This window comes from Pseudomonas sp. B21128, assembly GCF_044218865.1.
In the GTDB taxonomy this organism is placed as follows: Bacteria; Pseudomonadota; Gammaproteobacteria; order Pseudomonadales; family Pseudomonadaceae; genus Aquipseudomonas; species Aquipseudomonas iridis.
In genome coordinates, this window is record NZ_CP162590.1 from 5,608,591 (window position 1) to 5,635,575 (window position 26,985).

A 26,985-nucleotide genomic window follows, 5' to 3' on the forward strand; every position below is an offset into this window, starting at 1 on the left:
GCCACTGACCCGCCGTATTCGCGAGCAAGCGCGCTCCCACAAGGTTGAGGTGGTGTCCGGCAATTGCGGCAAATCTGCCATGCGGCTGGCTTGAGCGCGCAAGAAGGCCTAGAATTCCCGCATTATTGATTCCCCAAGGTAACAACGTAATGTCCTTCGCTGAGCAACTGACCCGCCTGCAAGTCTTCCTCGACGCCGACGAGCTGCACGACGAGGCGCTGGATTACGTGGCCGCCCACGGTTACCTGACCGCGCTGTCGATCTGCTCCGAAGAAGTGTCGGAGCGTGAATGGATCGACGCCCTGTTCGCCGAAGAGCCGCATTACAGCGATGAGGCACAGCGTGCCGAGATCGAAGCCACCCTGATCGGCCTCAAGGCGCACATCGCCCGTCAACTGGCGTCCGACGAAGAATTCGAACTGCCGTGCGAGCTGGATCTGGGCGAAGACCCGGACGATTCGGAATTGCGCGGCTGGTGCATTGGCTTCATGGAAGGTGTGTTCCTGCGTGAAGCCGCCTGGTTCGAAACCGCCGAAGAAGAAGTCAGCGAAATGCTCCTGCCGATCATGGTCGGTTCGGGTCTGTTCGACGAACAACCCGAGTTCGAAGACATCGCTCAAGACGCCAACCTGATGGACGACATGATTGTGCAGATCCCGGAAGCCCTGACTGCGCTGTACCTGCTGTGCCAGGCGCCAGACGAAAAACCGGCGATCCTCAAGCCACGTCACCACTAAGACCCGGCCTATGGACAACCCCATAGGCAACCGCCCCCTGATGTTGCGCTACTGCCTGCTGGCCATCGGCTGGCTCAGCGTGGCATTGGGGGTGATCGGGATTTTCCTCCCCGTTTTGCCCACCACGCCCTTCCTGCTACTCGCGGCCGCGTGTTTCGCCCGCAGTTCTCCGCGTTTCTATCGTTGGTTGGTCGAGCATCCCCGGCTCGGGCCATGGATTCGCGATTATCTCGATGGCAACGGTATTCCACTCAAGGGCAAGGTCTACGCGATCGGGCTGATGTGGGCGAGCATTCTGTTCTCTTGCTATCTGGTGCCCCTGCCGTGGGCGCGAGGGTTCATGTTGACCAGCGCAGTGTTTGTCACGGTCTACATTTTGCGGCAGAAAACTCTGCGCAAGCATTGAGTCACACTCCAACAGCCCCCCTCGCAAACGACCCGCCATTCATCGGAAACGATCGCGCACCTGTCAGATCTGACAGGTGCGCAACTCTCCACGCAAAGGTTTAATCAATCCAGATCTACGTCATCGACATCGCCGCCGCTCTACAGGAGTCGCAACATGCCATTCCGGACCCCCTATCTGTTCCCCCGCTTCGATGACAACGAGACCTTGGCGCTTCGTCCCCTGCTGATCGCGGGCATGGTTCGCCCCATTGAAGATGGGGATGGCGGGATCAATATCGCAGTGGTCACCGACAACCCCGCCGGGATGTTGTGTGTGATCAATCCGTATATCGGCATGCAGGAGGGCGATCAGCTTGTCATTTGCTGGGAAAGGTCAGCCGTTTACACCAAGGTAGTAGAGGCGGACGAAGTCAATAAACCGCTGTTTTTTTACCTGCCAGCAACCATCGCCCAACCGGGCTGGGTTGAAGAGTGTTATTACCAATTGACCCGATTCGGTGAAAACACCCCGGACGCCCCCTCGGTGGCGTTGCGATTACGGGTCAAACTCACGCGCCCCGGCGGTCGCGACAAGGCGCCGCATCTGCCGGACGGCCATTCCGAGCTGCATCCACTGCAGTTGCCCGAGGAGGTCGTGCGACAGGGTATTGATGTCGAGTGGGCGAAAAAAGGCGTGCCCATCATCATTCCGTTCTACCCGGAAATGGCAGTGGGTGACTCGATCCTGGTGCATTGGGGGAGCGCCAACAACATTCTTGCGCCCCATACCGTGACTCAGGATGAGGCCGATAGAAAAACGCCCATCGTGATGATCGCCGACCAGGCGGCCATCCTGGCCGGGGGTGACAGTGCTGCGCTGTTATTGCGCTATGACATTCACGATCCGGTCTGGAACTGGGCGGTCCGGCGCTCGCAAAGCACGCGCGTTCGCGTTGATGCCGGTGGCTGGCGCCTGGAAGCGCCCGTCATCAAAGAATCGGTCAACGGCTTCATTATCATCAGAGATCTGGACAAACAGAACGTCACGATCAGGGTTCATGTGCAGAGCAAGGATTTCGCTCACGGCGACAAATTGACCTTTTGCTTCATCGGCACGCCCCAGACCGGTAAGCCATTGATACGTTCAGCGTGTAGAACCATCGACAACATCCCGAGCATTCTGGATTGGGAAGTGTCCTACGCAGACATAAGAGCCATCGCCATGGGCCTGGCGGATGCTTCATATGTGTTGGAGAAAACGAATGGCGAGACGCTCTCATCCAGGCGCACGTTTGCCCAAGTGGTGGGTGACGTAGTGATGCTGCCAGAGCCGACCATTCGTGAGCTTCGCGGCGACACGCTGCACTCGGACGAACCCTACGCGACCGTCGACGTGCGCTATCCCGACATGGCCAATGGCGATTTGATCAACCTGATCTGGCGGGGCACGCAGCCCGACGGTCGACCTTATGTATACGAGGAAGAGCGCATCGTCAGCGAAAATGACGCCAAGGCAGGATTGATCACGTTTTACATTGGCGCCGAGCACATCCGCCCGCTGGCCAGGCTCGATCTTTCCTACCGAGTGTCCAACGACCAAGCGGCGCTCTACGGCGTCACTGAATCCGAGCGGTTGCTGGCGAAGGTCGAGAAAATCCGCGCCACGCTGCCAATGCCGGTGGTCGAGGAAGCCGATCCGCCAGATGTGCTGGACCCGTCGCGAGTGTTCGATATCGTTCATGTGCTGATCGGGGCGAAAACAGAAAAGGATGACATCGTCTCCTTCGGTTGGCATGCGGAGCACCCTTTGGGCAGCACCAGCGACTGGGTGCCAATTACCACCGTAACAGCAGGCCACCCTGTACGTTTCAGGGTGGATGAACGGTTCGTGACGATCAACATCGGTCAGATTGTCGAGGTGTTTTACTGGATCAAACACGCCGCCACAGGCTTGTTCAGCCACTCGGCAACGTTGAAGCTGATGGTTGGGTACCTGGTGGGGGAGCTGCCCCCACCGATCGTCGAGCAAGCCAGCGACGGCTTGCTCGACCCAATGAAAGCCTTGAATGGTGTAGACGTGCAGGTGAGTTATGCCAGCATGGATACGGCGCTCGACACCGTCAACCTGCGATGGATCGGTACACCCGGCCCAGGCACATCTGTAGACCAGGTCAAACCGGCGCACGCAAGCGGGACTGTCGCGTTCCACCTGCTCTCGTCGGTGGTAGGGCCAAACATCAACAGAGCGGTGACCGTCGACTATCGGGTGAACCGTTACGGCAAAGCGACCGAGTCGCAATCGTTGACCCTGCGGGTGCTGAGTTTTCAGGATCCCGAGAAAGACCTGCCGCGCCCCGAGGTGCCGCAGGCATTGAACTCAGTCCTGGACTTGATGATGTTCAGTGGCGACCCGAGAGTGCTGGTCAAACGATGGCCATTCATCGCTTTCACGCAGCGCATCTGGTTGCTGCTGATTGGCAAGACCACCGCAGGCGCTGCGTACATCATCAGGATTCTCGACGGCAGGGAGATCACCTCGACGCAAGTCACAAACGGACTAAACGAAACATTGCGGCGAAGCGAATTGCTCATGTTGGGCCATTCCTCAGAAGCGACCGTGATCTGCAAGGTGGCTTTCGACAATGACCTTTCAGAGGACAGCGCATGTGTATTTCCGGTGCTCAACCTGACCGTCAGAACCCGGTACGACTACGTAACGCCGATCATTGACGGGGTAAGTGACTCTCGCGGTGAAGTCATCGATGGCGGTAAAACCCGCGATGACCATGTCACCGTCAGCGGTACCGCCACGCGCGGGGAAATCATCGAATTGTTTGATGGCGGTTCGACGTCGCTGGGAACCGCAGAGGTCGGCGTCGACAGTCGATGGTGCCTGAAGATCGGCATACTCACCGAGAAAGATTACCGCATTACGGCCAAGGCGCTGTATGACGCCAATCCGGTGGTCAGCGGCCCTAGAACCTTCACGGTCAAATTCACCCAGCCCCCGGAAATCCTCTCGGTGAGCGACTCTCGAAGTGAAATTGCTGACGGGGCGACAACGTACGACAACAGTGTGCTGATCGAGGGCATTGCGACGCCGAACATGCAGGTCCAGCTATTCGAAAGCAATGCCTCCCTCGTCACCCTCGATGTCGATGATGACGGCCGTTGGCAGCACCGCATCAATAATCTGCGAGTGAAAACCTACAGTTTGGTCGCAACGGCCAAGTACGACGTCGACCCGCCATCGAGCCCCGCTCGGACGTTCGTCGTGGCGTTGGCCGTTACGCCAACGATCTCGCGAGTCACCGATATCCGCGGTGAAGTCGATATGAACGGCACGACCTACTACCGCGCGGTGACATTGACCGGTAAGGCCAGCCCAAATGAAACGATCACCCTGCTTGATGCCGGAACGCCAATCGACACAGTGAAAATCGATGCGAGCGGCAATTGGACCTATCAGATGACCGACCTGTCATTTAAGGTTTATCGCCTGGTCGCCCGCGCTGAGTACGGCAGTCATCCGGTGTCGGCACCGCCCCGGGTCTTTACTGTAGCGGCGCATATTGCGCCGACTATCTCCTCCGTCACGGACTCGGTCGGATCGGTAGCCCACAACGGCACGACCTATGACACGTCGGTGAAAGTGCAAGGCACTGCGACTCCGCGAGAACAGATTCAGCTGTACAACAAAGGTTCGCTGGTTGGCGCGCCTGTGACCGTCAAGGCCGATAAATCGTGGGAGGCACCTGCCAGCGGTCTGGCGCTGACGTCACACAGCCTGACAGCCAAGGCGCTGTACGACGTGCAGCCAGTGGAAAGCGATCCAAGAAACTTTACCGTCGCCGCACACATCGCACCGACGCTGACTTCGGTACACGATGGCCTCGTCGAAGTCCCCAACAACGGCGAGACCAAGCGAACCTCGGTGACCTTGCGCGGTGCAGTAACGCCTTACCGCCAAGTACAAATTTATGACAACAATGGCTACAGGCTGACAGTGACCGCTGGCGCCAGTGAATGGAGGGCGACGCTTGCGGTCAGTGTAGGCAGCCACGCGGTGTATGCCAAAGCGGTGTCCACCGGGCAAAACTCGACGGTGCGTTCCTTTCGGGTGATATCTGCGATACCGCCGCTGACTATCTACAATGCGCCAATGTACTTGAATGCCTGGCATTTCAGGGATGACCACACACCTGGCAATCCACCGTCGGGAGCCTATGGCGACAGATCGGCGCAAGGCGGTGTTCCCCCTTACCGCTATCAATCCAGTAACAACGACGTAGCGGAAGTAAACGCGACAACGGGTCGAGTGATTTCCAAGGGTAATGGCAGTGCAACTATCACTGTTACGGACGGTGCGAATCAGAGGGCCAGCTATTCTGTTTCAACTGCGAACGTAGAACGTCTTTTCGGGACGGGCGTCTTCAGCACCTACACTCAGTGCGCCAATGCTGCAGCCGGTATGGGAGGGCGAATTCCATCCTTGTCTGAGTGGCGTGCATTTATCAGTAACTACCAAGGCAGACGGACTATAGAACGCTGGTGCTGGGCTTCAGACTCTGCCGGTTTTGCCAAAAGGTGGGTGATTTACCCTGCGGATGGCCGGACAGACACTCGCATTGACATTGGCTTTGGCGGCGGGACTGCTGATGGCTTTGGCATCAAACGCGCTTAGAACGCAGACGCAAAAAAGCCGCTTTCTCATGATGGGGAAGCGGCTTTTGTTTCGCATGTTGGCAAAGACGCCAAGCGTTTAAATACAAAGTACCTGCATCTTGGTCAGCACTCTACCAATTAAACCTCACCCCCACATTGGCCCCCCAAGGCTGTTCAATATGCTCACCCTTGGAATAATCAAAGTCCGCATGCACTTGCCACTTGTCAGACAGGGCGACCGCCACCCCCGCACCAAACTCGGCACGCGAGCCGGACAAGTCGTTGTTGAACACATTGTCGTTGACCTTCACTTCGTTGTTCGACGCGAACTCATGTGCGACTGCCGCACGCAGGTAAGGCTGGGCGATGGTCCCATCCTTGAAGGCGAAGTTGCGCCCGACCGTGGCACCCGCCTTGGCCACCAACGAACGCATGCGATCGCCATCGGCGTCCATGTCGTTATCCAGGGTGTATTGCTTGCCCTGAATCTGCACTGCCGACAATTGCGTGAACGGCTCGATGAAGTAGTCGTCAGCCAGTTTGATGTGGCGACCGAACTCAGCGGATGCGCCCACCCCCCAGTTGTCATAGTCGCCCTTGGTGCGGCTGCCATCACTGAGATTGACCTTGGACTCATTGCGGAACTTGTTGATCTTGAGCGCGACGTCAGCGTAGTTACCGGTTTTACTGTCGACCCAGGTTAGATACGGGCCGACGTAGTAGCTTTCCACCGTGCCTGAAGTGCCGCGGTCCAGGTCGAGATTGGACTTGCTCGTCCCCGCCATAACACCGACCAACACCTGACTTTCACCTATCCGGGTGTCTGCGCCAAGGGACAGCCCCTGCTGCTGTTGCTGATAGCCCACACCCGACCCAGCGGCGACGTTGTATTTATTGCCGTAGGTGCGGATCCAGCCGCCCGCCTCGCCACCGTTGAATCGCAATTCGCCCATGCGGCTGCGTAACGAACTCAACTCGCCGTACCACACAGTCGGTGCGGTGTTGAACAACGCCAGTACGGAACTCGCACCCGGGCTGATCACTTCAGTGGCCGGGTCCAGAAACCAATCCTTGCCGCCGTCGTCATTCTCTCGGCTGTTCAGGCTGTAAGACCAGGTACCGACGTCTACAACACTGTTGCCCGCCAAGGCAAACTGCGCCGCATCGATCGTAGCGGTACGCGCCAGTATCAATTGCTGAGGCGACGCTGCATCCAGCCCCGACGCAGCCACTGCGAGACCAAAGTCGCCCGACGACGCGCCCGTCACATTCAGGAAGTCACGCTCACCGCTGGCGAAATCGCCTTTCATGACAAACGTGCCATTGCCCGATAGCGTGCCAACATTCAACTGGTGATACAGGTTGGGCGCATCCGCTGCGCCGAAAGTGACACTGCCACCCTCCAGACTCAAGGCACCGATCGAGTCGTTGGCGGTCATCGTCCAGTTCGAGTTACTGCTGATGTTGACGCTGCCGACATTGTCCAGGCGACCGGTGAGCTGGGAATGATCTTGAAGGGTGACGCTGTCGACATTGTTCAGGCGACCGGTAAGCTGTGAATGATTTCGCAGGGTCACGCTGTCGACACTCTCCAGATCACCCGTGAGCTGTGAATGATTTTGCAGGGACACGCTGCCGACATTTTGCAGGTCACCGGTGAGCAGCGAAGAATTATCCAGGGCGACGCTGCCGACATTCTCCAGGTGACCGGTTAGCCGAGAAGAGTTGTCCAGATCGACACTGACGACATCGTTCAAGCGGCCGGTGAGATGTGCAAAGTTATTCAGCGTGACGCTGTCGACGTTGTCCAGTTGACCGCTGAACTGTGAAGAAGTATCCAGGACGACGCTGTCGACATTGTTCAAGTGACCGGAGAGCAGCGACTGATTTTGCAGCGTTACGCTGGTGATGTTGTCCAGCTGGCCGGTTAACTGGGAAGAATTATTCAGGATGACGCTGTCGACATTGTTCAAGTGACCGGAGAGCTGCGACTGATTTTGCAGCGTCACGCTGGCGATGTTGTCCAGCTGGCCGGTTAACTGTGAAGAATTATCCAGTATGACGTTGTCGACATTGTTCAAGTGGCCGGAGAGCAGCGACTGATTTTGCAGCGTCACGCTGGCGATGTTGTCCAGCTGGCCGGTTAACTGTGAAGAATTATCCAGTATGACGTTGTCGACATTGTCCAGGCGACCGTTGAACTGCGAATGATTGTCGAGAGTGAGGTTGGCTTTCGAGCTGTCATCGACCAGGACATCGCCGATCATGTAACTCTGATCAAAAGTGAGATTGGCGGTGCTGCCGCTGGCAACGTTGACGTTGCCCTGCAACGTGCTACCGATAACCGTCATGTCCGCCGCCGATGCATCCTGCACATCGAGCAGAATGCCGTTGCCAGCCAATAGTTGCGAGTTGTTCAGAACGCTGATCTGCGCCTGCACGCCTTCCTGAACGAGGATGGCCGAGGACTCCCGTCCTTCCAGCGTGGCACCATTGAGCGTCAACAATGTGTCAGGTTGCCCGCCACTGCTTGCAGACATCCGCACACCGTTGGTGCCGCCACTGATGGTTGTACCGTTGGCGCGAACCTCGCCGCCGTAAATATCGACTCCGACACTGTCCGCAAGCACACCGGTGACTTCACCACCGTTAAGTTCAAGCGTGCTCAATCCAGTGATCAGCGCCCCCGATGTTCCACCTTGGAGGATACTGTCCGTCACCACTGCAGAAGAACCCGTGGGTGAACCTATCTCACGCCTCAGCGTCAGTGCCGCACGATCACTGGTCAACGTTGCCCCGGTCAGTGAGGCCTGACTGTTGGTCAGGGTAACGGCGCTATTGCGATTGCGCCCTACAAAAGCACCGCCTGACGCGTTGATGGTTGATCCGCTCTGCACAAATACTTCATGGGTTTGCGCATTTTCAGTGTTTAACACACCGCCGTTGCGCACCAGATAATTATCAACAGGCGTACTGTCAACAATAGTTACATTTTCGCCCGCCCCCACCTGTGTCAACGCCATCAAGGACGGACTAATAAACAACAGCGGCGAAAGCGCCATAAAAGTCATCCGCCCTTGATGAAAACGCTCCACTTTCGTTCGTAAATTTCTCACAACCTGCTCCAGTTCTTTACCACCCGACAAGGATTGGCTATTAAGCCGCCAGCAGCTTAATGCGAAAACTTCCCGTCGAATGTAGGATTAGTCCGATACTTAATAGCGAATTTTCCACAGTTGGCGTCCTGCTTTCGCACGAAGTCCTTGCAGAAATTCCAAAGCGCAGAGAAACAGGACAGTAAAAACAAAAAAGGAAGGCTGACGCCTTCCTTTTAAGAGTGCCACTTAGTTAAGCATCAGGGTACCGGACAGACGGCCCCGGCACTGGTACGCGCAACAACTTGCACCTCGTGCGGATCCGAGCCTTCGTCACGCCCGCCTATTACAGCTTCATATCGAATACTGCCACTGCCATCCTTGATCGGTTCCAAGGCTGTATCGTAGGGCAAATACACCGTAAAACCGTCAAGATGTTCGTTGCCCGACAGAATCTTTTCAAAAGGGTAAGGCGGTAATGGAACAGGAGCCGTACCATCCCAACCCACACCATCCCAGCTAAACTGCAACTTAAGTCCCGGCGCTAACGGCTCGCCCCCCGGCACAGTTACAACAGCGACGTGTCCTTGCCCCGCAACACTCCTCAGTGAAGAACAGGTTAAAAACTCATCACCGCTGTCCATTACAGTGAAGTTTATTTTGGGTGTAGGAAGCGTAACAGCAACAATGTAGACACTGACTGATCGTCGTACAGAGGAATTTGGATTGCCGTCCGGAATCAATGGATTGGTTATTTCGTAATGCACCTTAGCATCCGGATTATTACCTTGAGCAGTCATGAACGCGTGAGGAATGGTAAATATGACAGGATCACCATCTGATTCAGACCCATCTACTACATAACGTGCGCCTGGAACAGCGACCCCCCCCATAAACAACTGATAGATATCGCCATTTTCGCGGACGTCATCGATGGCCGTAGTCGCCGTACCATCCTGTCCCGCATCGACCAGTTCAAATTTGTTGGGTTCGGTAGTCACTGCCGCTTGAACCGATACTTGCGCCAGGTTCGGATTGCCGGTATCCGGGTTTTCAGGGTCAGGTGGCAGTGTACCGGGGCGGCGCAAATCGACATTTACCGGCACAGGTGTCAGCTCAGGATATTCCTGAGTACCACGCCATACGGAGTAGCCCACAGCTACTGCGCGTGGTCCCAGACCATTGCGTTTCACATGCGCATAGGAAATGTCGAAAATCATTGGAAAGCCATCGCTGGCCCGCTTGCGGGGCTGGGGAATGCCATCGAAGCTCAAACTCACTTCATCCTCCGTCCCAATGTTGTCGTACCCCTCCTCGATAACTACAGCAACGTGTGGAAAGGCATCCTTGATGGTGATGAGGTGGTCGGGGGCTGGCGCCTCAGGCACTGAGAGTGGTTTCAAGTTGGCCGGGGCCGCCGTGAGTTCGACAACGACGTGTAGAGGAACGGAAGGCTGCTGCGCCTCATTACCGACACGATCAATCCACTGGTAATAAATGATCCGCTTCCCCTCACGGCCGTTTTCGATTTGAAGTTTTTGCAGATCTACCGTCATTGCACTATCGCTGTCATCGGGAGTCACGTAGGAGCCGATAAACGAACCCGGATAACTTGGCCCCATAAAGACGCCGGCAACATCCCCGGTTTTTCGATCGGTGTGCTGAGGGATAGTCAGTGGAACCAATGGATTGGCGTCCAGCCGCTCTATGGTAATGCGCTTGTCAGCATACTCCGGCGGCAAAATAATGGCCGCCGCCTGAGCATCTTTATTAGGCGCTGTCTTATCAATAATGATCTGGACCGGGGTATGAAAGTCCGCAATATCTTCAACATATTTCACTCGATAACTCAACCGGTGCGGGCCTTCAGTAATTGTATAAAGAGCGGGCAACACTAGTGTTTGCATTGGCGCAACCGGGGTTTTTACGCTAATAGGTTCGCCGACTGGCAAGTCATCCCACAAGAGTTGCAACTCGACCGAGCGACCCGGAGGAGTAGGAGGAGTGAGTTCCAGTACGCTGTTGATAATCACGTCATTATCAACACCCTGTCGCGCCTTCGGTAGTTTGTTCGGGTCATCACCTGGAACATTCTCCAACAACCCCTGCAACTCTGGCGGCGTCGCTGCGCGAGCCGACTTTGCCGCACGAATTGCCTTTATTGCGGCTCTACCGGGATCTTCATTAGTATTTTGTTCATAGACAGTCATTGTCGCTCTCCATTTTTCAAGCAAATAATTTAAAATTCACACCTACAACACAAGCTCACTCGCAAATCAAACAAGAGTTTGATCCGTGATCATCCAACACCTATCCACTACTTGTTTACGCGGAATTTATTCCGGGCAATAAACCTCATTACCTGGCGAACAAACCTCAGTACTGGGCATTGTTCTGTTGATAATGACAATACTCGGACGCGACCGGCCTATACCGCCATCTCGCTTGTACAAAACGTACCTGACAAGGGCCGAACCGTTATTCACCATAGGCGCTATCAACTTCTCGTAATCAGTGACGACGATATCGAAGCCATCTTCAACATCCGCAGGATCAATGATTTTCGAAAACGCGTGATAGGCGTCCTCGAACGGGTCAGTTCCGTTTTGCCCGCGACATCCTTGCCAATGCACCATCACTTCATCCATCGCGGCGAAGTGTGGGCTGCCCGGTACATGAACCTTAACGCCCTCCCACAAGCGAGGCACGGAACAACAATCCAGGACGCCCCATTTTGTTGCATCGGGGTATTTCGGTTCCTCAAGATTTTCGATGATGACGATCGACACCTTGACTTCGGTCTTGCGCGAGAGCTGTTCATTCACACCGTTGCGGGTGACGTAATAAACCGGCAAGTTCGGGTTCTGCAGCTCCGGGAGGATGTATTCCCAAGGAATTTCAACCTCGACAAGGCTGCCTGATACATCACCCGCCTTCACCGGATAGGTCGCCACGGGCGTCGAAATCTGCCCCCAGTACACATCAATTTCCTCATACGGCTGAGGATTGTCGTACAGAACCAGTAACGCTCTTGCCGGCAAGCCGTAGTCGATACTGCGCAACTGGTTGGCGAGATCGGATTTTTGCCCGCGAATTTCCAGTCTGGCCAGTGTTTCATTGAGCAATGCCGGGGCATCCACGTGATCCTGACCTGCGATGGTCAAGTCCAGGGCCAGGGAAATGTCAGGTGAAGGCGCGGTGTAGCTGCCATCTGCCAGACGGATGCGATAACTCACGCGGGGGCGAGACGGGCCATCGCCCCGTGCGTGAATGACCGTCCACGGCACCGTGGTCTCCAACGGAAAACGGGTGGGGTCGACCGGTATCTCTGTCAGTGCGGTACCGTCCCAATCAATGGCAGCTCGATGCACCTCGTCGGCGAAATCATATCGTTCGATTTTCACCTGAACGCCTTCGCGCGCCTGCTGACGGTCAAGCAAATTGCGCTTCAAAGGCACCTCGGGGGGGAGCAGCGCGCCCGGAAGCGGCGAGAGATCGACAAAGATCCCCGCCCGCCTTGCATTTGGCCCGGTGTTACCCGCGCGATCCCTGAGCCGGAAATACATATAGCGATCACCATGCCCCCAGGCGCGGATCTCTTCGGCACGCACCGTGACCAGCAAACGCTCGTCGATAATCTCTTGCTCGCTGAATTCATGCTCGCCGATCTCAACTTCGCGGTCACTCGGATCCAGCTGATCCGTCCAGAAATAAACCGCTCGATCCCCCTTTGCCACATCCGTGTAATACGGCACTTCGGCTATAACCTGTCCGTGTTGCGTCAAATAGCTCTCTGTGATGACGCCGTTCAACTCGTCGGGAAAGATGACCGCATCGGGTTGGTTGCCAAAATTGGGTTTGGTGGTGTCAATGGTTATGCTTTTCCTAAGGGACACCGTAGGGTTGACCATGCTGCGAGAAAAGCAGATCGCCACATCGTAAGTGCCCTGGATTAAAAGGCTCTTGGGAATAGTGAGAGTTTGCGGCTGTTGCACAGGAATACTGGACGGGTATTTACGCTCATTGACAGAGATGAAAGTGGCGCCGCGCGCCATCCAACCCAGCTCCACCAAATCGGTACGATTGGGAATGGTCGTGAAATCCAGCCCCTCGAACGTGACCTCCAGATCGCGCCCCAATGCTCGCAGCGGCAGCAAACCCAAAGGATCATCCGGATCCAGCACCAAGGGCACCTTTGGGGCTGGAATATCATCGTTCGGACCACTCTGTAGCGTGGTTTCATCGTTCGGCGTTTTGTGGGCGGACATCACACGTATTCCCTGACGAATGTTGAGTGGCCGGCTGGTTCGCATGCCGTCGTACCGCGAAAGCTCGAATGGCTGGCTTCATTTAGCGCGCATCGTCAAAAAGCGGCTACTGTCAGAAATTACAGGTATGGCTACCGTTCGTCGGAGATGCCGCCGAAGTGGCAGGTCGACAGGAATAAACAAAAGCGTTTAAGGGAAACAATTTCAGGCATGAAAAAAACCCGCCGCCCCGTTCAACCGGGACGGCGGGTTTTGTCGTTTCTGCCTCAGATCAAACCGTATCCACCTTCAACGAATGATCATTCAACATCCCGGTGATGATCGTCGCTGTGTCGTGCCCGCTGGCAATCATTCCACCGGCACCAGGCGTGACGCCGTAGTGGCTGGCAAGATTGACGCCGGCCAGATCGATCGTTTGGTTCGGCGTGGCGCCGGCCATGGCACTGACGTCGATGCTGGTCATGACCGAAGCGCCGCTGCCGCTGACGGAGAAGTGCAGGTAGTCGTCGAGGGACGACGTAGTGCCGTTTTCGCCTTGCAGCAGTTGCGACAGGTCGAGCTTGTCGGTGCCGGGGGTGAAGTCGGTGATCAGGTCGTGGCCGCTATTGCCTTTAAGCCACTGGAAGGTGTCGGCCCCTGCCCCACCGGTCAGGGTGTTGTTGCCTGAACCACCGATCAGCAAGTCATCGCCGCCGCCACCATTGAGGGTGTCGTTGCCCAGGCCTCCGTTGATCACGTTGTTATTGTTGTCGCCGGTCAGGCTGTCGTTGAAGTTGGAGCCGACGAGGTTTTCGATGCCAGTCAGGGTGTCCGTCCCGGCGCCAAGGGTGTTTTGTGCAACCAGCAGGCCGAGGTTGACGGTGACGGCAGCAGTCGCATGAGCGTAACTGGCGGTGTCGGTACCGCTGCCGCCATCGAGCAGGTCATTGCCCGCGCCGCTGTAGAGCAAATCGTTGCCCGTGCCGCCGTGCAGTTCGTTGTTGCCTGAGCCTGCGGTCAGGACGTCGTTGCCGTCGCCGGCATTGATGATGTTGTTGCCGGCGCCCGCCACCAGCACGTCATCGCCTGCGGTACCGGTGAGGGTGTGGCCGTCCTGGTAGCTGATGCTCACGTTGGCCGTGTCGCTGCCGCCGTGGTTATCGTTGGCGGTGTAAGTGCCGTGGTAGTCCGGGGCGATGTCCTGGGCTCCGGAGTAGTTGAGCTTCATGGTCAACTGGTAGTTTTCCAGCCCGTTGACGTTGCCACCCGTGGGATTGGTCAGGTTGGTGATGTGAATCTGGTAGACCGCGTTCGACGTCGCAGTGAGGGTTTGCCCGTCTGCCAGCGCGATCCAGCCGCCGCCGTTGATCGAGTACTCCATGCCGACGTTACCGGCCGCCAGGTTATGGTCGAGGTTGAGGGTTTCACCCTGACGCAGGTTGACGGTGATGCGGTCTTCATCGTTGGCGTTGCTGTTGGTCACGGCGCCCAGATAGCCGCTGACCACCAGCACGGCGGTCATGGTTGCCGCGTTCGCCGAGAACGCACTACGGACGTTGGCCAGATTCTGGTTGGCCGCGGTATTGACGTTGGTGCCCGTGAAATTGATCGCGCCGGTGCCGGTGAAGTCCGCCGCTTTCGACACCCAACCCGTGTTGAAGCTCGTTGGCGTGGCGTTGAGGGTATCGCCGTTGGGGTCGGTGTCGTTGGCCAGCAACAACTCACCCGGCACCACAATGTTGCCCGACAGCACGTTGGTGATGACGTGGTCGTCCATCGCCACCGGAGGTGCGTTGGGGATCACTTTCACGGTCAGCGTCGAACTGGCCAGATCGCCATCGTTATCGCTGACGGTGAAGCCGATATTTTCGGTGAGCACCACAGCGGTGGTTTTCTGCGAGATGTAGGTGTATTCGCCGGTGTCGAGGTTGATCAGCAGCGTGCCGCTGTTGTTGGTGGCGATGCTCAACGTGTTGTTCGCGGTGTTGAAGGTGCCGTGATTGACACCACCGCTCGCGATCAGCGATCCCTGGCCACTGAGGGCTTTCGGGTCGTAGGTGTAAGTGGTGCCGTCGATCACGATGGATTTGATGAAACCGCCATCGGCGCCAAACGTGCCACCCTCGCCCAGCAGCGAACCGGTGACTGGCGCGCCCTGCACGGTGCCCGACAGTACCGAGTTGAGCTGGTTGAGGTCGGTGACCACTACCGCGTTGGTGTTGGTATGGTTGATGCCGTCGTACGCCAGCGGATCGAGGTTGGCGTTGCTCACGCCGCTGCCGAGGCCGATTGCGTAGTTCTTGATGTTGTTGGCATCGAGGAAATTTTTCAGCGCGGCTTCATCGGCGGCGTTGATGTCGCCCTCGTTGGGTTTGCCGTCGGAGAAGAAGTAACCGACGTTCTGCGCCCCGGTGAGTTTGCCCGAGGTGTTGAACGCGGTCTGCATCACCGCAACGGCAGCGTCGTAGTTAGTCCCGCCGCCGGCGGTCAGGCCCGCGAGAATCGTCTTCGCTGTCGCGACATCCACCCACACGGCGGTTCTGTCAGTGGCGTTGCTGCTGAAGGTCACCAGTTGCACTTTGACGTCGCCCAGATCGTCGTACTTGTCGAGCAAGGCGCTGATCGCCTGCTTGGCAAGCGCCAGGCGCGAAAGGCCCGGTACGCCCGAGGCATCGGCCATGCTGCCGGAGATGTCGAGAACGATCAGCAGGTTGGAATCGATCTCCACGGCTGTTACCGAGCGATCCGAGGCCACGGCTTTTGGCACGTCATCAACGATGTTGACGACGAGGGTGCTGGTGGTGGTGTTGCCCAGCGCATCAGTGGCTTTGTAGGTGAAGCTTTCGCTCAGGCTGTTCGGCCCGTCGTTGGCGTTCGGCGAAGTTTTGGGTGCCGAAGTCAGCGTGTAGGTGTAGGTGCCGTCGGCGTTGAGCTGGATCTGCCCGTAAGTGCCGGTGGCGCTGCCAACCAGGGTGTAAGTGAGCGCGCCGCTGCCGCCGGTGACCGCACCGACCAGCGTGCCGCTGGCGGTTTCGCCGGTATTGCCCGGGTCGCTGCCGGTGACCGTGCCGGGCACCAGATCCTGGCCATCCTTGCTCAGGTCGAGGGCTTTTTCAAAGACAGTCACGTCCTGATCGACCGAGGCGATAAGTTTGCTGTCGGCGACGTTGATGGTGATGGTCGTGGTGCTTTCGTCGCCGTCACTGTCGCGGATGCTGTAGGTGAACGTGTCGGTGGCGCCCGGTGGGCTCACCGAGTTCGGGTTGCTGTGGTAAACGGCATTGCCCGCCGCATCAAGGGTCAGGTAACCGTAGGCGCCGTTGATGTTGCTGTTGAGCCCACCGACGGCCGAAGTGGCGGTGTTGCTGCCGGCGCGCACGCCGATCACATAGGCCGCACCATCGGCTCCGTTGACGTCGTTGCCCAATACGCTGACGTTGACCGTACCACCCTCCGCCACCGCGCCGGTGTCGGGTTTGGCGGTCGGCAGATCATCGACGATGTTGACGTTGATCTGACCGCTGGCGGTACTGCCATCGGTGTCGGTCGCCACCACGTTGAAATTCTCGGTGATGCTGTTGGCACCGTTGGCGTTCGGGTGGGTTTCGTTATCGACCAGGGTGTAGCTGTAGCTGACCACGCCAGTGGCCGGGTTGTAACCGGTGATGGTGAACGTGCTGCCCAGCGGCGAGACGGTTGATTGCGGGAAACCAGCAGCCACGCCATTGGTGACCACGGCGATGCCACCGACGGTGAGGGTTTGCAGGCCATCGAGCGCGGTGACGGTGAAGGTACCGCTCTGGGTCAGGGCCGAGGTGTTGGGGCTGGTGCTGTCACTGAGGTTCTTCTCGTAGACGGTGAGTTCGCCGCCATTGACGTCGAGGCCGTTGAGCACCACCGGATCGTCATTGTTGTGGACGTTCAGCACCAGGTTGGCGGTGCTGGTATCGCCGTCGGCATCGGTCAGGGTGTAGGTGAATGTCTCGGTGCCGTTGCCGCCACCTTGCAGGTTTTTGAAGTCGGCGTCAGTGGCGTCGAGCGTGTAGGTGTAAGTGCCATTGGCGTTGAGTACCAACGTGCCGTACGTCCCGGTGAAAGTACCCGCAGTGATCGGCCCGCTCGCCACCACATCTGCACCTTGCACGTCGTTGGTCAGTACGTTGCCGCTCAGGGTCAGTTGGGTTTCCGAGGCGTTGTTGGCATTGCTGTCGTTCATCGCTTGCGGCACGTCATCGACAATGCTGACGACGAGGGTGCTGGTGACGATGTTGCCCAGCGAATCGGTGGCCTGATAGGTGAAGGTTTCGGTCAGGGTGTTGGCGCCATCATCGGCATTCGGTGTGGTGGTCGCTGGCGAAGTCAGGGTGTAGGTGTACGTGCCATTGGGGTTGAGAACGATCTGCCCGTAGTTGCCGGTGGCACTGCCGACCAGCGCATAACTGATCGCGCCAACCGCCCCGCCCACCGAGCCGACCAACGTGCCGGATGCGGTTTCGCTGGTGCTGGTCGGGTCGCTGCCGGTCACGGTGCCAGCCGCAATATCCTGGCCGTCCTTGCTCAGATCGAGCGCTTTCTCGTAGACAGTGACGTCTGTATCGCTGACCGCACACAGTTTGCTGTTGGAGACGTCAATGGTGATGGTGGTGGTGCTTTCATCGCCGTCGGCATCGCGCACGGTGTAGGTGAACACATCCACTGCACCTGGGCCATTCACCGTGTTGGGATTGCTGTGGTAAACCGCGTTGCCGTTGGCATCGAGGGTCAGGTAGCCGTAGGTGCCATTGATCTGCGAATTCAGGCCACCGATGGCCGAAGTCGAGGTATCGGCACCGACCCGCACGCCAACCACCGCGCCTGTCACGGCCGGGCCATCGGCACCGCCAATATCGTTGTTCAGGACATTGCCGCTGATGGTGGCGCCCTCCGCCACCGACGCTGCATCAGGATGCGCGCTCGGCAAGTCATCGACGATATTGACGTTGATCTGTCCGCTGGCGGTGCTGCCATCGGTGTCCGTTGCGACGACGTTGAAGTTCTCGGTGATGCTGTTGGCGCCATTGGCGTTCGGATGGGTTTCGTTATCCACCAGGGTGTAGCTGTAGCTGACCACGCCAGTCGTTGCGTTGAAACCGGTGATGGTCAACGTGCTGCCCAACGGGGTGGTGACCGATTGCGGAAAGCCTGCGGCCACGCCGTTGGTGACGACGGCAATGCCGCCAACGCTGAGGGTTTGCAGACCGTCGAGGGCCGTCACGGTGAACGTGCCGCTCTGGGTCAGCGCCGGGGTGTTGGGGCTGGTGCCGTCACTGAGATTCTGCTCGTAAACGGTGAGCTCGCCACCGTTCACATCGAGGCCGTTGATGATCACCGGATCGTCGTTGTTATGGATCTGCAATACGAGGTTCGCGGTGCTGGTGTCGCCGTCGGCATCGGTCAGGGTGTAGGCGAAGGTTTCGGTACCGTTGCCGCCACCGGTCAGGGCTTTGAAATCGGCATCGCTGGTGTTCAGTGTGTAGGTGTAAGTGCCGTTGGCGTTGAGCACCAGCGTGCCGTAGGTACCGGTGAACGTACCGGCGGTGATCGGGCCGGTGGCCACGCGGTCGGCGCCTTGCACGTCGTTGGTCAGGACGTTGCCGGTCAGCGTTAGCAGGGTTTCCGATGCGGTCGACGTGTTGCTGTCGTTCACGGCGCTTGGCAGGTCGTCGACGATGTTCACGTCGAGGGTGCCGTTGGCAGTGGTGCCGTTGTCATCGACCACGGTGACGGCGAATTGCTCAGGCAGATTGTTGGCGCCGTTAGCGGTTGCGTGCGCTTCGTTATCGACCAGGGTGTAGCTGTAACTGACCACGCCAGTCGTTGCGTTGAAACCGGTGATGGTCAACGTGCTGCCCAAAGGCGTGACGGTCGATTGCGGGAAACCGGCGGCGACGCCATTGGTGACCACGGCAATGCCACCGATAGTCAGCGTGGTGACGCCGTCCAGTGCAGTGATGGTGAAGGTGCCGTTTTGCGTCAGCGCCGCGGAGTCAGGCGCGCTGCCGTCATTGAGGTTTTGCTCGTAAACGGTGAGTTCGCCACCCTCAACGTTCAAGCCGTTGATGATCACCGGATCATCGTTGTTATGGATCTGCAATACGAGGTTCGCGGTGCTGGTATCGCCATCAGCATCGGTCAGGGTGTAGGCGAAGGTTTCCGTGCCATTACCGCCGCCGGTCAGGGCTTTGAAATCGGCATCGCTGGTGTTCAACGTGTAGGTGTAAGTGCCGTTGGCGTTGAGCACCAGGGTGCCGTAGGTACCGGTGAACGTACCGGCGGTGATCGGGCCGGTGGCCACGCGGTCGGCGCCTTGCACGTCGTTGGTCAGGACGTTGCCGGTCAGCGTTAGCAGGGTTTCCGATGCGGTCGACGTGTTGCTGTCGTTCACGGCGCTTGGCAGGTCGTCGACGATGTTCACGTCGAGGGTGCCGTTGGCAGTGGTGCCGTTGTCATCGACCACGGTGACGGCGAATTGCTCAGGCAGATTGTTGGCGCCGTTAGCGGTTGCGTGCGCTTCGTTATCGACCAGGGTGTAGCTGTAACTGACCACGCCAGTCGTTGCGTTGAAACCGGTGATGGTCAACGTGCTGCCCAAAGGCGTGACGGTCGATTGCGGGAAACCGGCGGCGACGCCATTGGTGACCACGGCAATGCCACCGATAGTCAGCGTGGTGACGCCGTCCAGTGCAGTGATGGTGAAGGTGCCGTTTTGCGTCAGCGCCGCGGAGTCAGGCGCGCTGCCGTCATTGAGGTTTTGCTCGTAAACGGTCAGTTCGCCACCGTTTACGTCGAGGCCGTTGATGATCACCGGATCGTCGTTGTTATGAATCTGCAAAACCAGGTTCGCGGTGCTGGTGTCGCCGTCGGCGTCGGTCAGGGTGTAGGCAAAGGTTTCTGTGCCATTGCCGCCGCCGGTCAGAGCTTTGAAATCGGCATCGCTGGTGTTCAGCGTGTAGGTGTAAGTGCCGTTGGCGTTGAGCACCAGGGTACCGTAGGTACCGGTGAACGTACCGGCGGTGATCGGGCCGGTGGCCACGCGGTCGGCACCTTGCACGTCGTTGGTCAGGACGTTGCCGGTCAGCGTTAGCAGGGTTTCCGATGCGGTCGACGTGTTGCTGTCGTTCACGGCGCTTGGCAGGTCATCGACGATGTTCACATCGAGGGTCGCGTTGGCAGTGGTGCCGTTGTCATCGACCACGGTGACGGCGAATTGCTCAGGCAGATTGTTGGCGCCGTTAGCGGTTGCGTGCGCTTCGTTATCGACCAGGGTGTAGCTGTAACTGACCACGCCAGTCGTTGCGTTGAAACCGGTGATGGTCAACGTGCTGCCCAAAGGCGTGACGGTCGATTGCGGGAAACCGGCGGCGACGCCATTGGTGACCACGGCAATGCCACCGATAGTCAGCGTGGTGACGCCGTCCAGTGCAGTGATGGTGAAGGTGCCGTTTTGCGTCAGCGCCGCGGAGTCAGGCGCGCTGCCGTCATTGAGGTTTTGCTCGTAAACGGTGAGTTCGCCACCCTCAACGTTCAAGCCGTTGATGATCACCGGATCATCGTTGTTATGGATCTGCAATACGAGGTTCGCGGTGCTGGTATCGCCATCAGCATCGGTCAGGGTGTAGGCGAAGGTTTCCGTGCCATTGCCGCCGCCAGTCAGGGCTTTGAAATCGGCATCGCTGGTGTTCAGTGTGTAGGTGTAAGTGCCGTTGGCGTTGAGCACCAGCGTGCCGTAGGTACCGGTAAAAGTACCGGCGGTGATCGGGCCGGTGGCGACGCGGTCGGCACCTTGCACGTCGCTGGTCAGGACGTTGCCGGTCAGCGTTAGCAGGGTTTCCGATGCGGTCGACGTGTTGCTGTCGTTCACGGCGCTTGGCAGGTCATCGACGATATTCACATCGAGGGTCGCGTTGGCAGTGGTGCCGTTGTCATCGACCACGGTGACGGCGAATTGCTCAGGCAGATTGTTGGCGCCGTTAGCGGTTGCGTGCGCTTCGTTATCGACCAGGGTGTAGCTGTAACTGACCACGCCCGTCGTCGCGTTGAACCCGGTGATGGTCAGCGTGCTGCCCAACGGTGTGACGGTCGATTGCGGGAAACCAGCGGCGACGCCATTGGTGACCACGGCAATGCCACCGATAGTCAGCGTGGTGACGCCGTCCAGTGCAGTGATGGTGAAGGTGCCGTTTTGCGTCAGCGCCGCGGAGTCAGGCGCGCTGCCGTCATTGAGGTTTTGCTCGTAAACGGTGAGTTCGCCACCCTCAACGTTCAAGCCGTTGATGATCACCGGATCATCGTTGTTATGGATCTGCAATACGAGGTTCGCGGTGCTGGTATCGCCATCAGCATCGGTCAGGGTGTAGGCGAAGGTTTCGGTACCGTTACCGCCGCCGGTCAGGGCTTTGAAATCGGCATCGCTGGTGTTCAGCGTGTAGGTGTAAGTGCCGTTGGCGTTGAGCACCAGCGTGCCGTAGGTACCGGTGAACGTACCCGGGGTGATCGGGCCAGCATTCGGGCCGATCGGCACACGATCGGCGCCTTGATCATCGTTGGTCAGCACATTGCCGGTCAGCGTCAACAGGGTTTCGGAAGCGATACCATTACCGTCATCGACCGCCCTGGGCACGTCGTCGGTGATGTTGACGTCGAGCGTTCCCGTGGCGGTGTCGCCATTGCTGTCGCCGGCGATCACGGTGAACTGTTCGCTGAGATTGTTGGCGCCGTCGCCGGCCGCATGGGTTTCGTTGCCGTTGAGCGTGTAGCTGTAGCTGACAACGCCGGTCGCCGGGTTGTACCCGGTGATGGTCAGCGTATTGCCCAGTTGCGTGGTGATCGATTGTGGGAAGCCGACGGCCACGCCACCGTTGATCAGGTTGATGCCGCCGATGCTCAGGCTGGTCAGACCGTCCGGTGCCGATACGGTGAAGCTGCCACTTTGCGTCAACGCTCCGCTATTGGCGGCAGAGCCGTCGGGCAGATTGGCTTCGTTTACGTTCAGCTCACCCCCGGCGACCGCAAGCCCGCCGAGCGTGACCGGATTGTTCACCGGTGGCGGCGGGACAACAGGCGCGCCGATATCGTCGCCGTTGTCACCATTGTCGATGACTGCTTCGCGGCGTTCTTCGGGAAACTCGGGAATACCGTTAAACCCGGCAGTGGGGAAACCGATAACCGGATCGACTCGCCCGCCGACTTCCTCCAGCAACACAAAGCTGTGGCCGCCACCCGCTTCACCCGGCACACCACTTGTTGGGGCATTCGGACCTGCAGCGGTGGCTTCAGCGGTTTTACTCGGGTCGTCACCGGCGGCGATGGCTTTCTGGATCTGCTCGACATCGGTCAGTTGTGCATCGCTCGGGGTCAGCGCCTCAGCGGCGTTCACCTGTGCCGCTTGGCCGGCCAGCAACTGGTCGGTCAGGGTCACATTGCTACCGCGGCCCAAGGTCAGTTCCTGGCCGTTTTGCAGATGAACGGCAACCGCGCCCTCCGCCCCGGTGATCAGTTGATCGCCGGCAAACAGGCGATCCCCCTCAATCAGGGCGCGACGAGTGCCGTCGATGCCTTGAGCGAAAACCTGACCGATAACCTTGGTAACTGTGCCGATGAGCGTAGCCATGTGAAATCCTCCGCTGCTGACCACCGTCAGCACTGGTTCGCGAAGCAGCCCATGGCTCAATCGGGTTGTCGTGGCGACGCTCGCACCCTCGACAGTTCGTTTCACAGGTCTTACCCGAGCAGGAAATTTCAGTGCTTTCAAACACCTCCGAACCCTGATCGAAACTACCAACCTGCTAACGCTACGTAACGGTGCTGAAGCACTCGAGTGACAAAAATCTGTCGCTCATTCACCGCTACGCGTCCCTCCCCTTCAGCAGTACTTCGCCGTATGTCGCAAAGTGAATGGAACTTTCCTCAAGCCTTTTTGCGCTCCCTAAAGCACACAAAACAAAGGCTTTCGAGGTGAACAATGTGCTGCATTTTACAAACCGCATAAGTTTTTTTCGGAATAAGCCTTATGAAAATTTTTTCTTAGCTACGCTTCAGGATGTTCTTAGCTCTGTTGTTACAAGAGTGAAACGCTTAGACCTTAAAATATCGTCAAATATTTGGCGACAGTAACACACCATCAGGACTCAGGGAGATGCACCCATGCGCGTTCTAACCCCCCTCTGCAGCGCGGTTTTGCTGGCCATGGCTTGCACTTCTCAAGCCCAGGCCATGAACCTCACCGAGGCGATTCAAAGCACTATTGCCACTCACCCGGAACTTGCGTCGCGCGTGGACGCTCGCCTTTCGGCTGATGAACAAGTCAAAGTCGCCAAGGGTGGTTTCTATCCATCCGTCGATTTGAACGCGGCCTATGGGCGTGGCTACAGCGACAACACCAACACCCGGGCCTTCGGCAATCACAACACCGAAATCCTCACCTACACCCAGTCCGAGCTGCGCATGCGGCAAATGATCTTTGATGGTTTCAACACGGCCAACGAGGTCGAGCGCACCAAAGGTGTGTCCAATTCGCGCGCCTATTACGCGCAAGGCACCGCTCAGGATCTGGCCCTGCGTACCATCGAGGTTTACCTCGAAGTGCTCAAGCGCCGCGAACTGGTGACCCTGGCGACGAACAACCTGCAGGCGCACTTGCGCGTCAATGATCAGATTGGCCTGCGCACTGAGCGCGGCGTCGGCAGCACCGCCGACTCCGACCAATCGGTCGCCCGTAAGGCGCTGGCGCAAAACAACCTCGACACCGCCGAAGTTGATCTGGCCGATGCCGAATCCAATTTCTACAGCGTCGTCGGGCGCATGCCCGATGAACTGGAAACCCCGGCCTCGACTCGCGGCGAACTGCCCACCCAACTGCGCGAAGCCCAGCAGAGCATGGTCGACAACAACCCGTACCTGAAATCAGCGCAGGCCGACGTGCAGTCGGCCGAGAGCCAGTACGAAGTCGCCAAGTCGCCGTTCTACCCACGCTTCGATGCCGAAGCGGCAGTGGGTGCGAACAACAACGTGCAGGGTGACGAAGGCCACGACAACGAATGGCGCGTGGGCATTGTGATGAACTACAACCTGTTCCGTGGCGGCAGCGACAAGGCCCGACTGGCCGCGAACGCGCACGACATCAACCAGGCGATGGACATCCGCAACAACGCTCTGCGCCAGCTCAACGAGAACATTCGTCTGGCCTGGAACGCCATGGAAAATGCCAAGAAACAGACTCCGACCGCCCGTGAGTACGCTGAAACCACCAAGCGCGTGCGCGCCGCGTACCAGGATCAGTTCGGCCTCGGTCAACGCACCCTGCTCGACTTGCTCGACAGTGAAAACGAGCTCTACAACGCCAACCGTCGCTACACCGAAATCCGCTACACCGAGGAGTATTCGATGTATCGCGTGCTGGCCAATATGGGCCAGTTGCTGAGCAAACAACGGGTGGTGCTGCCTGCGGATGCGATTGCTTCTGCCGAAGTCAAAAACGAAGCACGCCTGCCAGAGCTGAAATAACCCTCCTGTAGGAGCTGCCGCAGGCTCGGGCCGCGATAGGACGATCTTTTGATGTTGGTTTTCCAGGATCAAAAGATCGTCCTATCACGGCCCAAGCCTTCGGCAGCTCCAACACAGGGCGATGTGCACACTATCAGGGGCGATCAATATGACTAGCATGGCCGGCGGCGGCAACACCGGGGTCGATCCGCGGCTGAGCTTCGATGATCCGTTACTCGACGGTCTATTGATCCTCTGCAAACTCCATGGCGCGGCGGTCAGTCGCGCCAGCCTGAGTGCCGGACTGCCCCTGAACAAACAACGCCTGAGCCTGGATCTGCTGCCTCGCGCAGCCGCCCGGGCGGGGTTGCAGGCGCGGCTGTTACGCCGCGAGCTGAAAGACATTTCCCCGCTGAATCTGCCGATTCTGCTACTGCTCAACGACGGTCGCACCGCCGTGCTGCGGCGCTTTGGCGATGACGGCAAGGCGCTGATCCTGCCCAGCGAAGCCGATGGCGGCGAGCAGTGGGTCAGCCGCGAAGAACTCAGCGAACACTACAGCGGCCAAGCCTTGTTCGCACGGCCACGGCATGAACTCGAAGACCTGCGCTCGCCGCTGGTGCCACGGGTGCATGCGTGGTTTCGCGACACCCTGAAGCTGTCTAAATGGCTGTACAGCGATGCAATTCTTGCCAGTTTTCTGATCAACCTGCTGGGCCTGATGGTGCCGCTGTTTGTCATGCAGACCTACGACCGCGTGGTGCCCAATCAGGCCACGTCAACCCTGTGGGTGTTATCGATCGGCCTGTTGATCGGCACCGGTTTCGAACTGGTGCTGCGAGTGGTGCGCGCGCATCTGCTGGACAGCGCAGGCAAGAAAACCGATGTGATCCTTTCCGCGACTTTGTTTGAACGCATCACCGGCATGTCGATGAAGGCACGACCAGCAACCATCGGCGGTTTTGCCCAGAGCATTCACGACTTCCAGGGCCTGCGCGAATTCCTCACCGCGGTGACCCTGACCAGCCTGATCGACCTGCCCTTCGTGGTGCTGATGCTGGTGGTGATCGGCCTGCTCGGCGGCTGGCTGGTGGTGATTCCACTGCTGGCGTTTCCGCTGACGATCATCTTCGCGATGATCATTCAGGTGCGCCTGCGTGACACCGTGCAGAAGAGTTTGAGTCTGGGAGCCGAACGCCAGGCCTTGTTGATCGAGACCCTCGGTGGCCTGGAAACCCTCAAGGCCTGCAGCGCCGAAAGCGAGCGCCAGCACAAATGGGAAAGCACCCACGGCGCCCTCACCCGCCTCGACAGCCATGCGCGCAATCTCTCGGCGCTGGCCACTAACGGCACGTTGTTCATCCAGCAGTTCGCGGGGATGGCGACGATTGTTGCAGGGGTCTACAGCATCATCGCCGGCAATTTGAGCGTCGGCGCACTGGTGGCGACGTACATGCTCGGCAGCCGCGTGCTCGCACCGCTGGGGCAGATTGCCGGGCTGATTACCCGCTATCAGCAAGCGCAACTGACCATGAAAAGCACCGATGCGCTGATGTCGTTACCGCAAGAACGCGACGGCAAACAGCGGCCTCTGGAGCGCACACAACTGCAAGGCGCGCTGGACGTCAATGGCGTGACCTTCCACTACAACGGCCAGAACGCCCCGGCGCTGAGCAACGTCAGTTTCAGCCTCAAACCCGGTGAACGGGTCGGCATCATTGGCCGCAGTGGTTCCGGCAAAAGTACCCTTGCGCGGCTGATGATGGGCTTTTACGAACCCGAAGAAGGCCAGCTGCTGCTCGACGGCCTCGACCTGCGGCAACTGGATGTCGCTGACCTGCGCCAGCAGATAGGTTACGTCGCCCATGATTTGCCGCTGCTGGCCGGCAGCCTGCGCGACAACCTGACCCTGGGTGCGCGCTACATCAGCGATTCACGCATGCTCGAAGTCGCCGAACTGACAGGCGTCACCGAACTGGCGCGCCAACACCCGCAAGGCTTCGACCGGCCGGTAGGCGAACGCGGACAACTGCTTTCCGGTGGGCAGCGCCAAGCGGTGTTGCTGGCGCGGGCGTTGCTGCTCGACCCGCCGATCATGTTGCTCGACGAACCCACCAGCGCCATGGACAACAGCAGCGAAGACCAACTGCGCCAGAAACTGCATGGCTGGGTGCAAGGCAAAACAGTGCTGCTGGTCACCCACCGCACCTCGATGCTGAGCCTGGTGGATCGGTTGCTGGTGCTGGATAACGGCCGGGTCGTCGCTGACGGCCCGAAAGAAGCGGTCATCGAAGCACTGCGCAAGGGCCGCGTCGGCTCGGCGGCGGTCTAGGA

Annotated in this window: 9 protein-coding genes; 5 read left to right on the forward strand and 4 right to left on the reverse strand. The window is 58.4% G+C overall.

The genetic code is table 11. The annotated features are described in order from the left end of the window. Positions 1 to 149 precede the first annotated feature (149 nt). The 3 genes from AB4P91_RS25340 to AB4P91_RS25350 all read left to right on the forward strand — a co-directional run bounded on the left by AB4P91_RS25340 (position 150) and on the right by AB4P91_RS25350 (position 5,808). Positions 150 to 737, forward strand: a complete 588-nt coding sequence (locus AB4P91_RS25340; protein ID WP_042558152.1) for a YecA family protein — start codon at positions 150 to 152, stop codon at positions 735 to 737. Between the two features lie 10 nt (positions 738 to 747). Continuing rightward, positions 748 to 1,143 carry a YbaN family protein gene (locus tag AB4P91_RS25345; RefSeq protein WP_150594309.1) on the forward strand — a complete coding sequence of 132 codons (396 nt, stop codon included), beginning with the start codon at positions 748 to 750 and terminating at the stop codon, positions 1,141 to 1,143. Between the two features lie 156 nt (positions 1,144 to 1,299). Then, positions 1,300 to 5,808 (forward strand): Ig-like domain-containing protein, encoded by a 4,509-nt coding sequence (locus AB4P91_RS25350; RefSeq protein ID WP_395603933.1) that lies wholly within the window; start codon positions 1,300 to 1,302, stop codon positions 5,806 to 5,808. A gap of 112 nt (positions 5,809 to 5,920) precedes the next feature. Here the strand turns inward: AB4P91_RS25350 and AB4P91_RS25355 are convergent, their stop codons facing one another. From AB4P91_RS25355 to AB4P91_RS25370, 4 genes are all read right to left on the reverse strand, one after another. Then, entirely contained in the window at positions 5,921 to 8,725 is a 2,805-nt protein-coding gene (locus tag AB4P91_RS25355; protein WP_395603934.1) for an autotransporter outer membrane beta-barrel domain-containing protein, read from the reverse strand. Positions 8,726 to 9,144: 419 nt separating this feature from the next. Then, positions 9,145 to 11,094, reverse strand: coding sequence for a hypothetical protein (locus AB4P91_RS25360; RefSeq protein WP_395603935.1), 1,950 nt, complete (start codon positions 11,092 to 11,094; stop codon positions 9,145 to 9,147). 126 nt (positions 11,095 to 11,220) lie between these two features. Beyond that, complete coding sequence (locus AB4P91_RS25365; RefSeq protein ID WP_395603936.1) at positions 11,221 to 13,152, reverse strand: hypothetical protein; 1,932 nt, start codon at positions 13,150 to 13,152, stop codon at positions 11,221 to 11,223. Between the two features lie 271 nt (positions 13,153 to 13,423). Continuing rightward, on the reverse strand, positions 13,424 to 22,780 hold the full coding sequence (locus tag AB4P91_RS25370; protein WP_395603937.1) for a retention module-containing protein: 9,357 nt from the start codon (positions 22,778 to 22,780) through the stop codon (positions 13,424 to 13,426). A gap of 533 nt (positions 22,781 to 23,313) precedes the next feature. On the opposite strand from AB4P91_RS25370, the gene AB4P91_RS25375 reads away from it, so the two are divergent. After that, entirely contained in the window at positions 23,314 to 24,672 is a 1,359-nt protein-coding gene (locus AB4P91_RS25375; protein WP_150594314.1) for a TolC family outer membrane protein, read from the forward strand. A gap of 148 nt (positions 24,673 to 24,820) precedes the next feature. Further along, a complete protein-coding gene (locus tag AB4P91_RS25380; protein ID WP_395603938.1) occupies positions 24,821 to 26,983 on the forward strand; it encodes a type I secretion system permease/ATPase in 2,163 nt (720 codons plus the stop codon). Positions 26,984 to 26,985 lie beyond the last annotated feature (2 nt).

What these genes read in the sequence shown, in the direction of transcription:
- AB4P91_RS25340 (WP_042558152.1), top strand. Translation starts at nt 150, where the DNA reads ATGTCCTTCGCTGAGCAACTGACCCGCCTGCAAGTCTTCCTCGACGCC.
- AB4P91_RS25345 (WP_150594309.1), top strand. Translation starts at nt 748, where the DNA reads ATGGACAACCCCATAGGCAACCGCCCCCTGATGTTGCGCTACTGCCTG.
- AB4P91_RS25350 (WP_395603933.1), top strand. Translation starts at nt 1,300, where the DNA reads ATGCCATTCCGGACCCCCTATCTGTTCCCCCGCTTCGATGACAACGAG.
- AB4P91_RS25360 (WP_395603935.1), bottom strand. Translation starts at nt 11,094, where the DNA reads ATGACTGTCTATGAACAAAATACTAATGAAGATCCCGGTAGAGCCGCA.
- AB4P91_RS25365 (WP_395603936.1), bottom strand. Translation starts at nt 13,152, where the DNA reads ATGTCCGCCCACAAAACGCCGAACGATGAAACCACGCTACAGAGTGGT.
- AB4P91_RS25370 (WP_395603937.1), bottom strand. Translation starts at nt 22,780, where the DNA reads ATGGCTACGCTCATCGGCACAGTTACCAAGGTTATCGGTCAGGTTTTC.
- AB4P91_RS25375 (WP_150594314.1), top strand. Translation starts at nt 23,314, where the DNA reads ATGCGCGTTCTAACCCCCCTCTGCAGCGCGGTTTTGCTGGCCATGGCT.
- AB4P91_RS25380 (WP_395603938.1), top strand. Translation starts at nt 24,821, where the DNA reads ATGACTAGCATGGCCGGCGGCGGCAACACCGGGGTCGATCCGCGGCTG.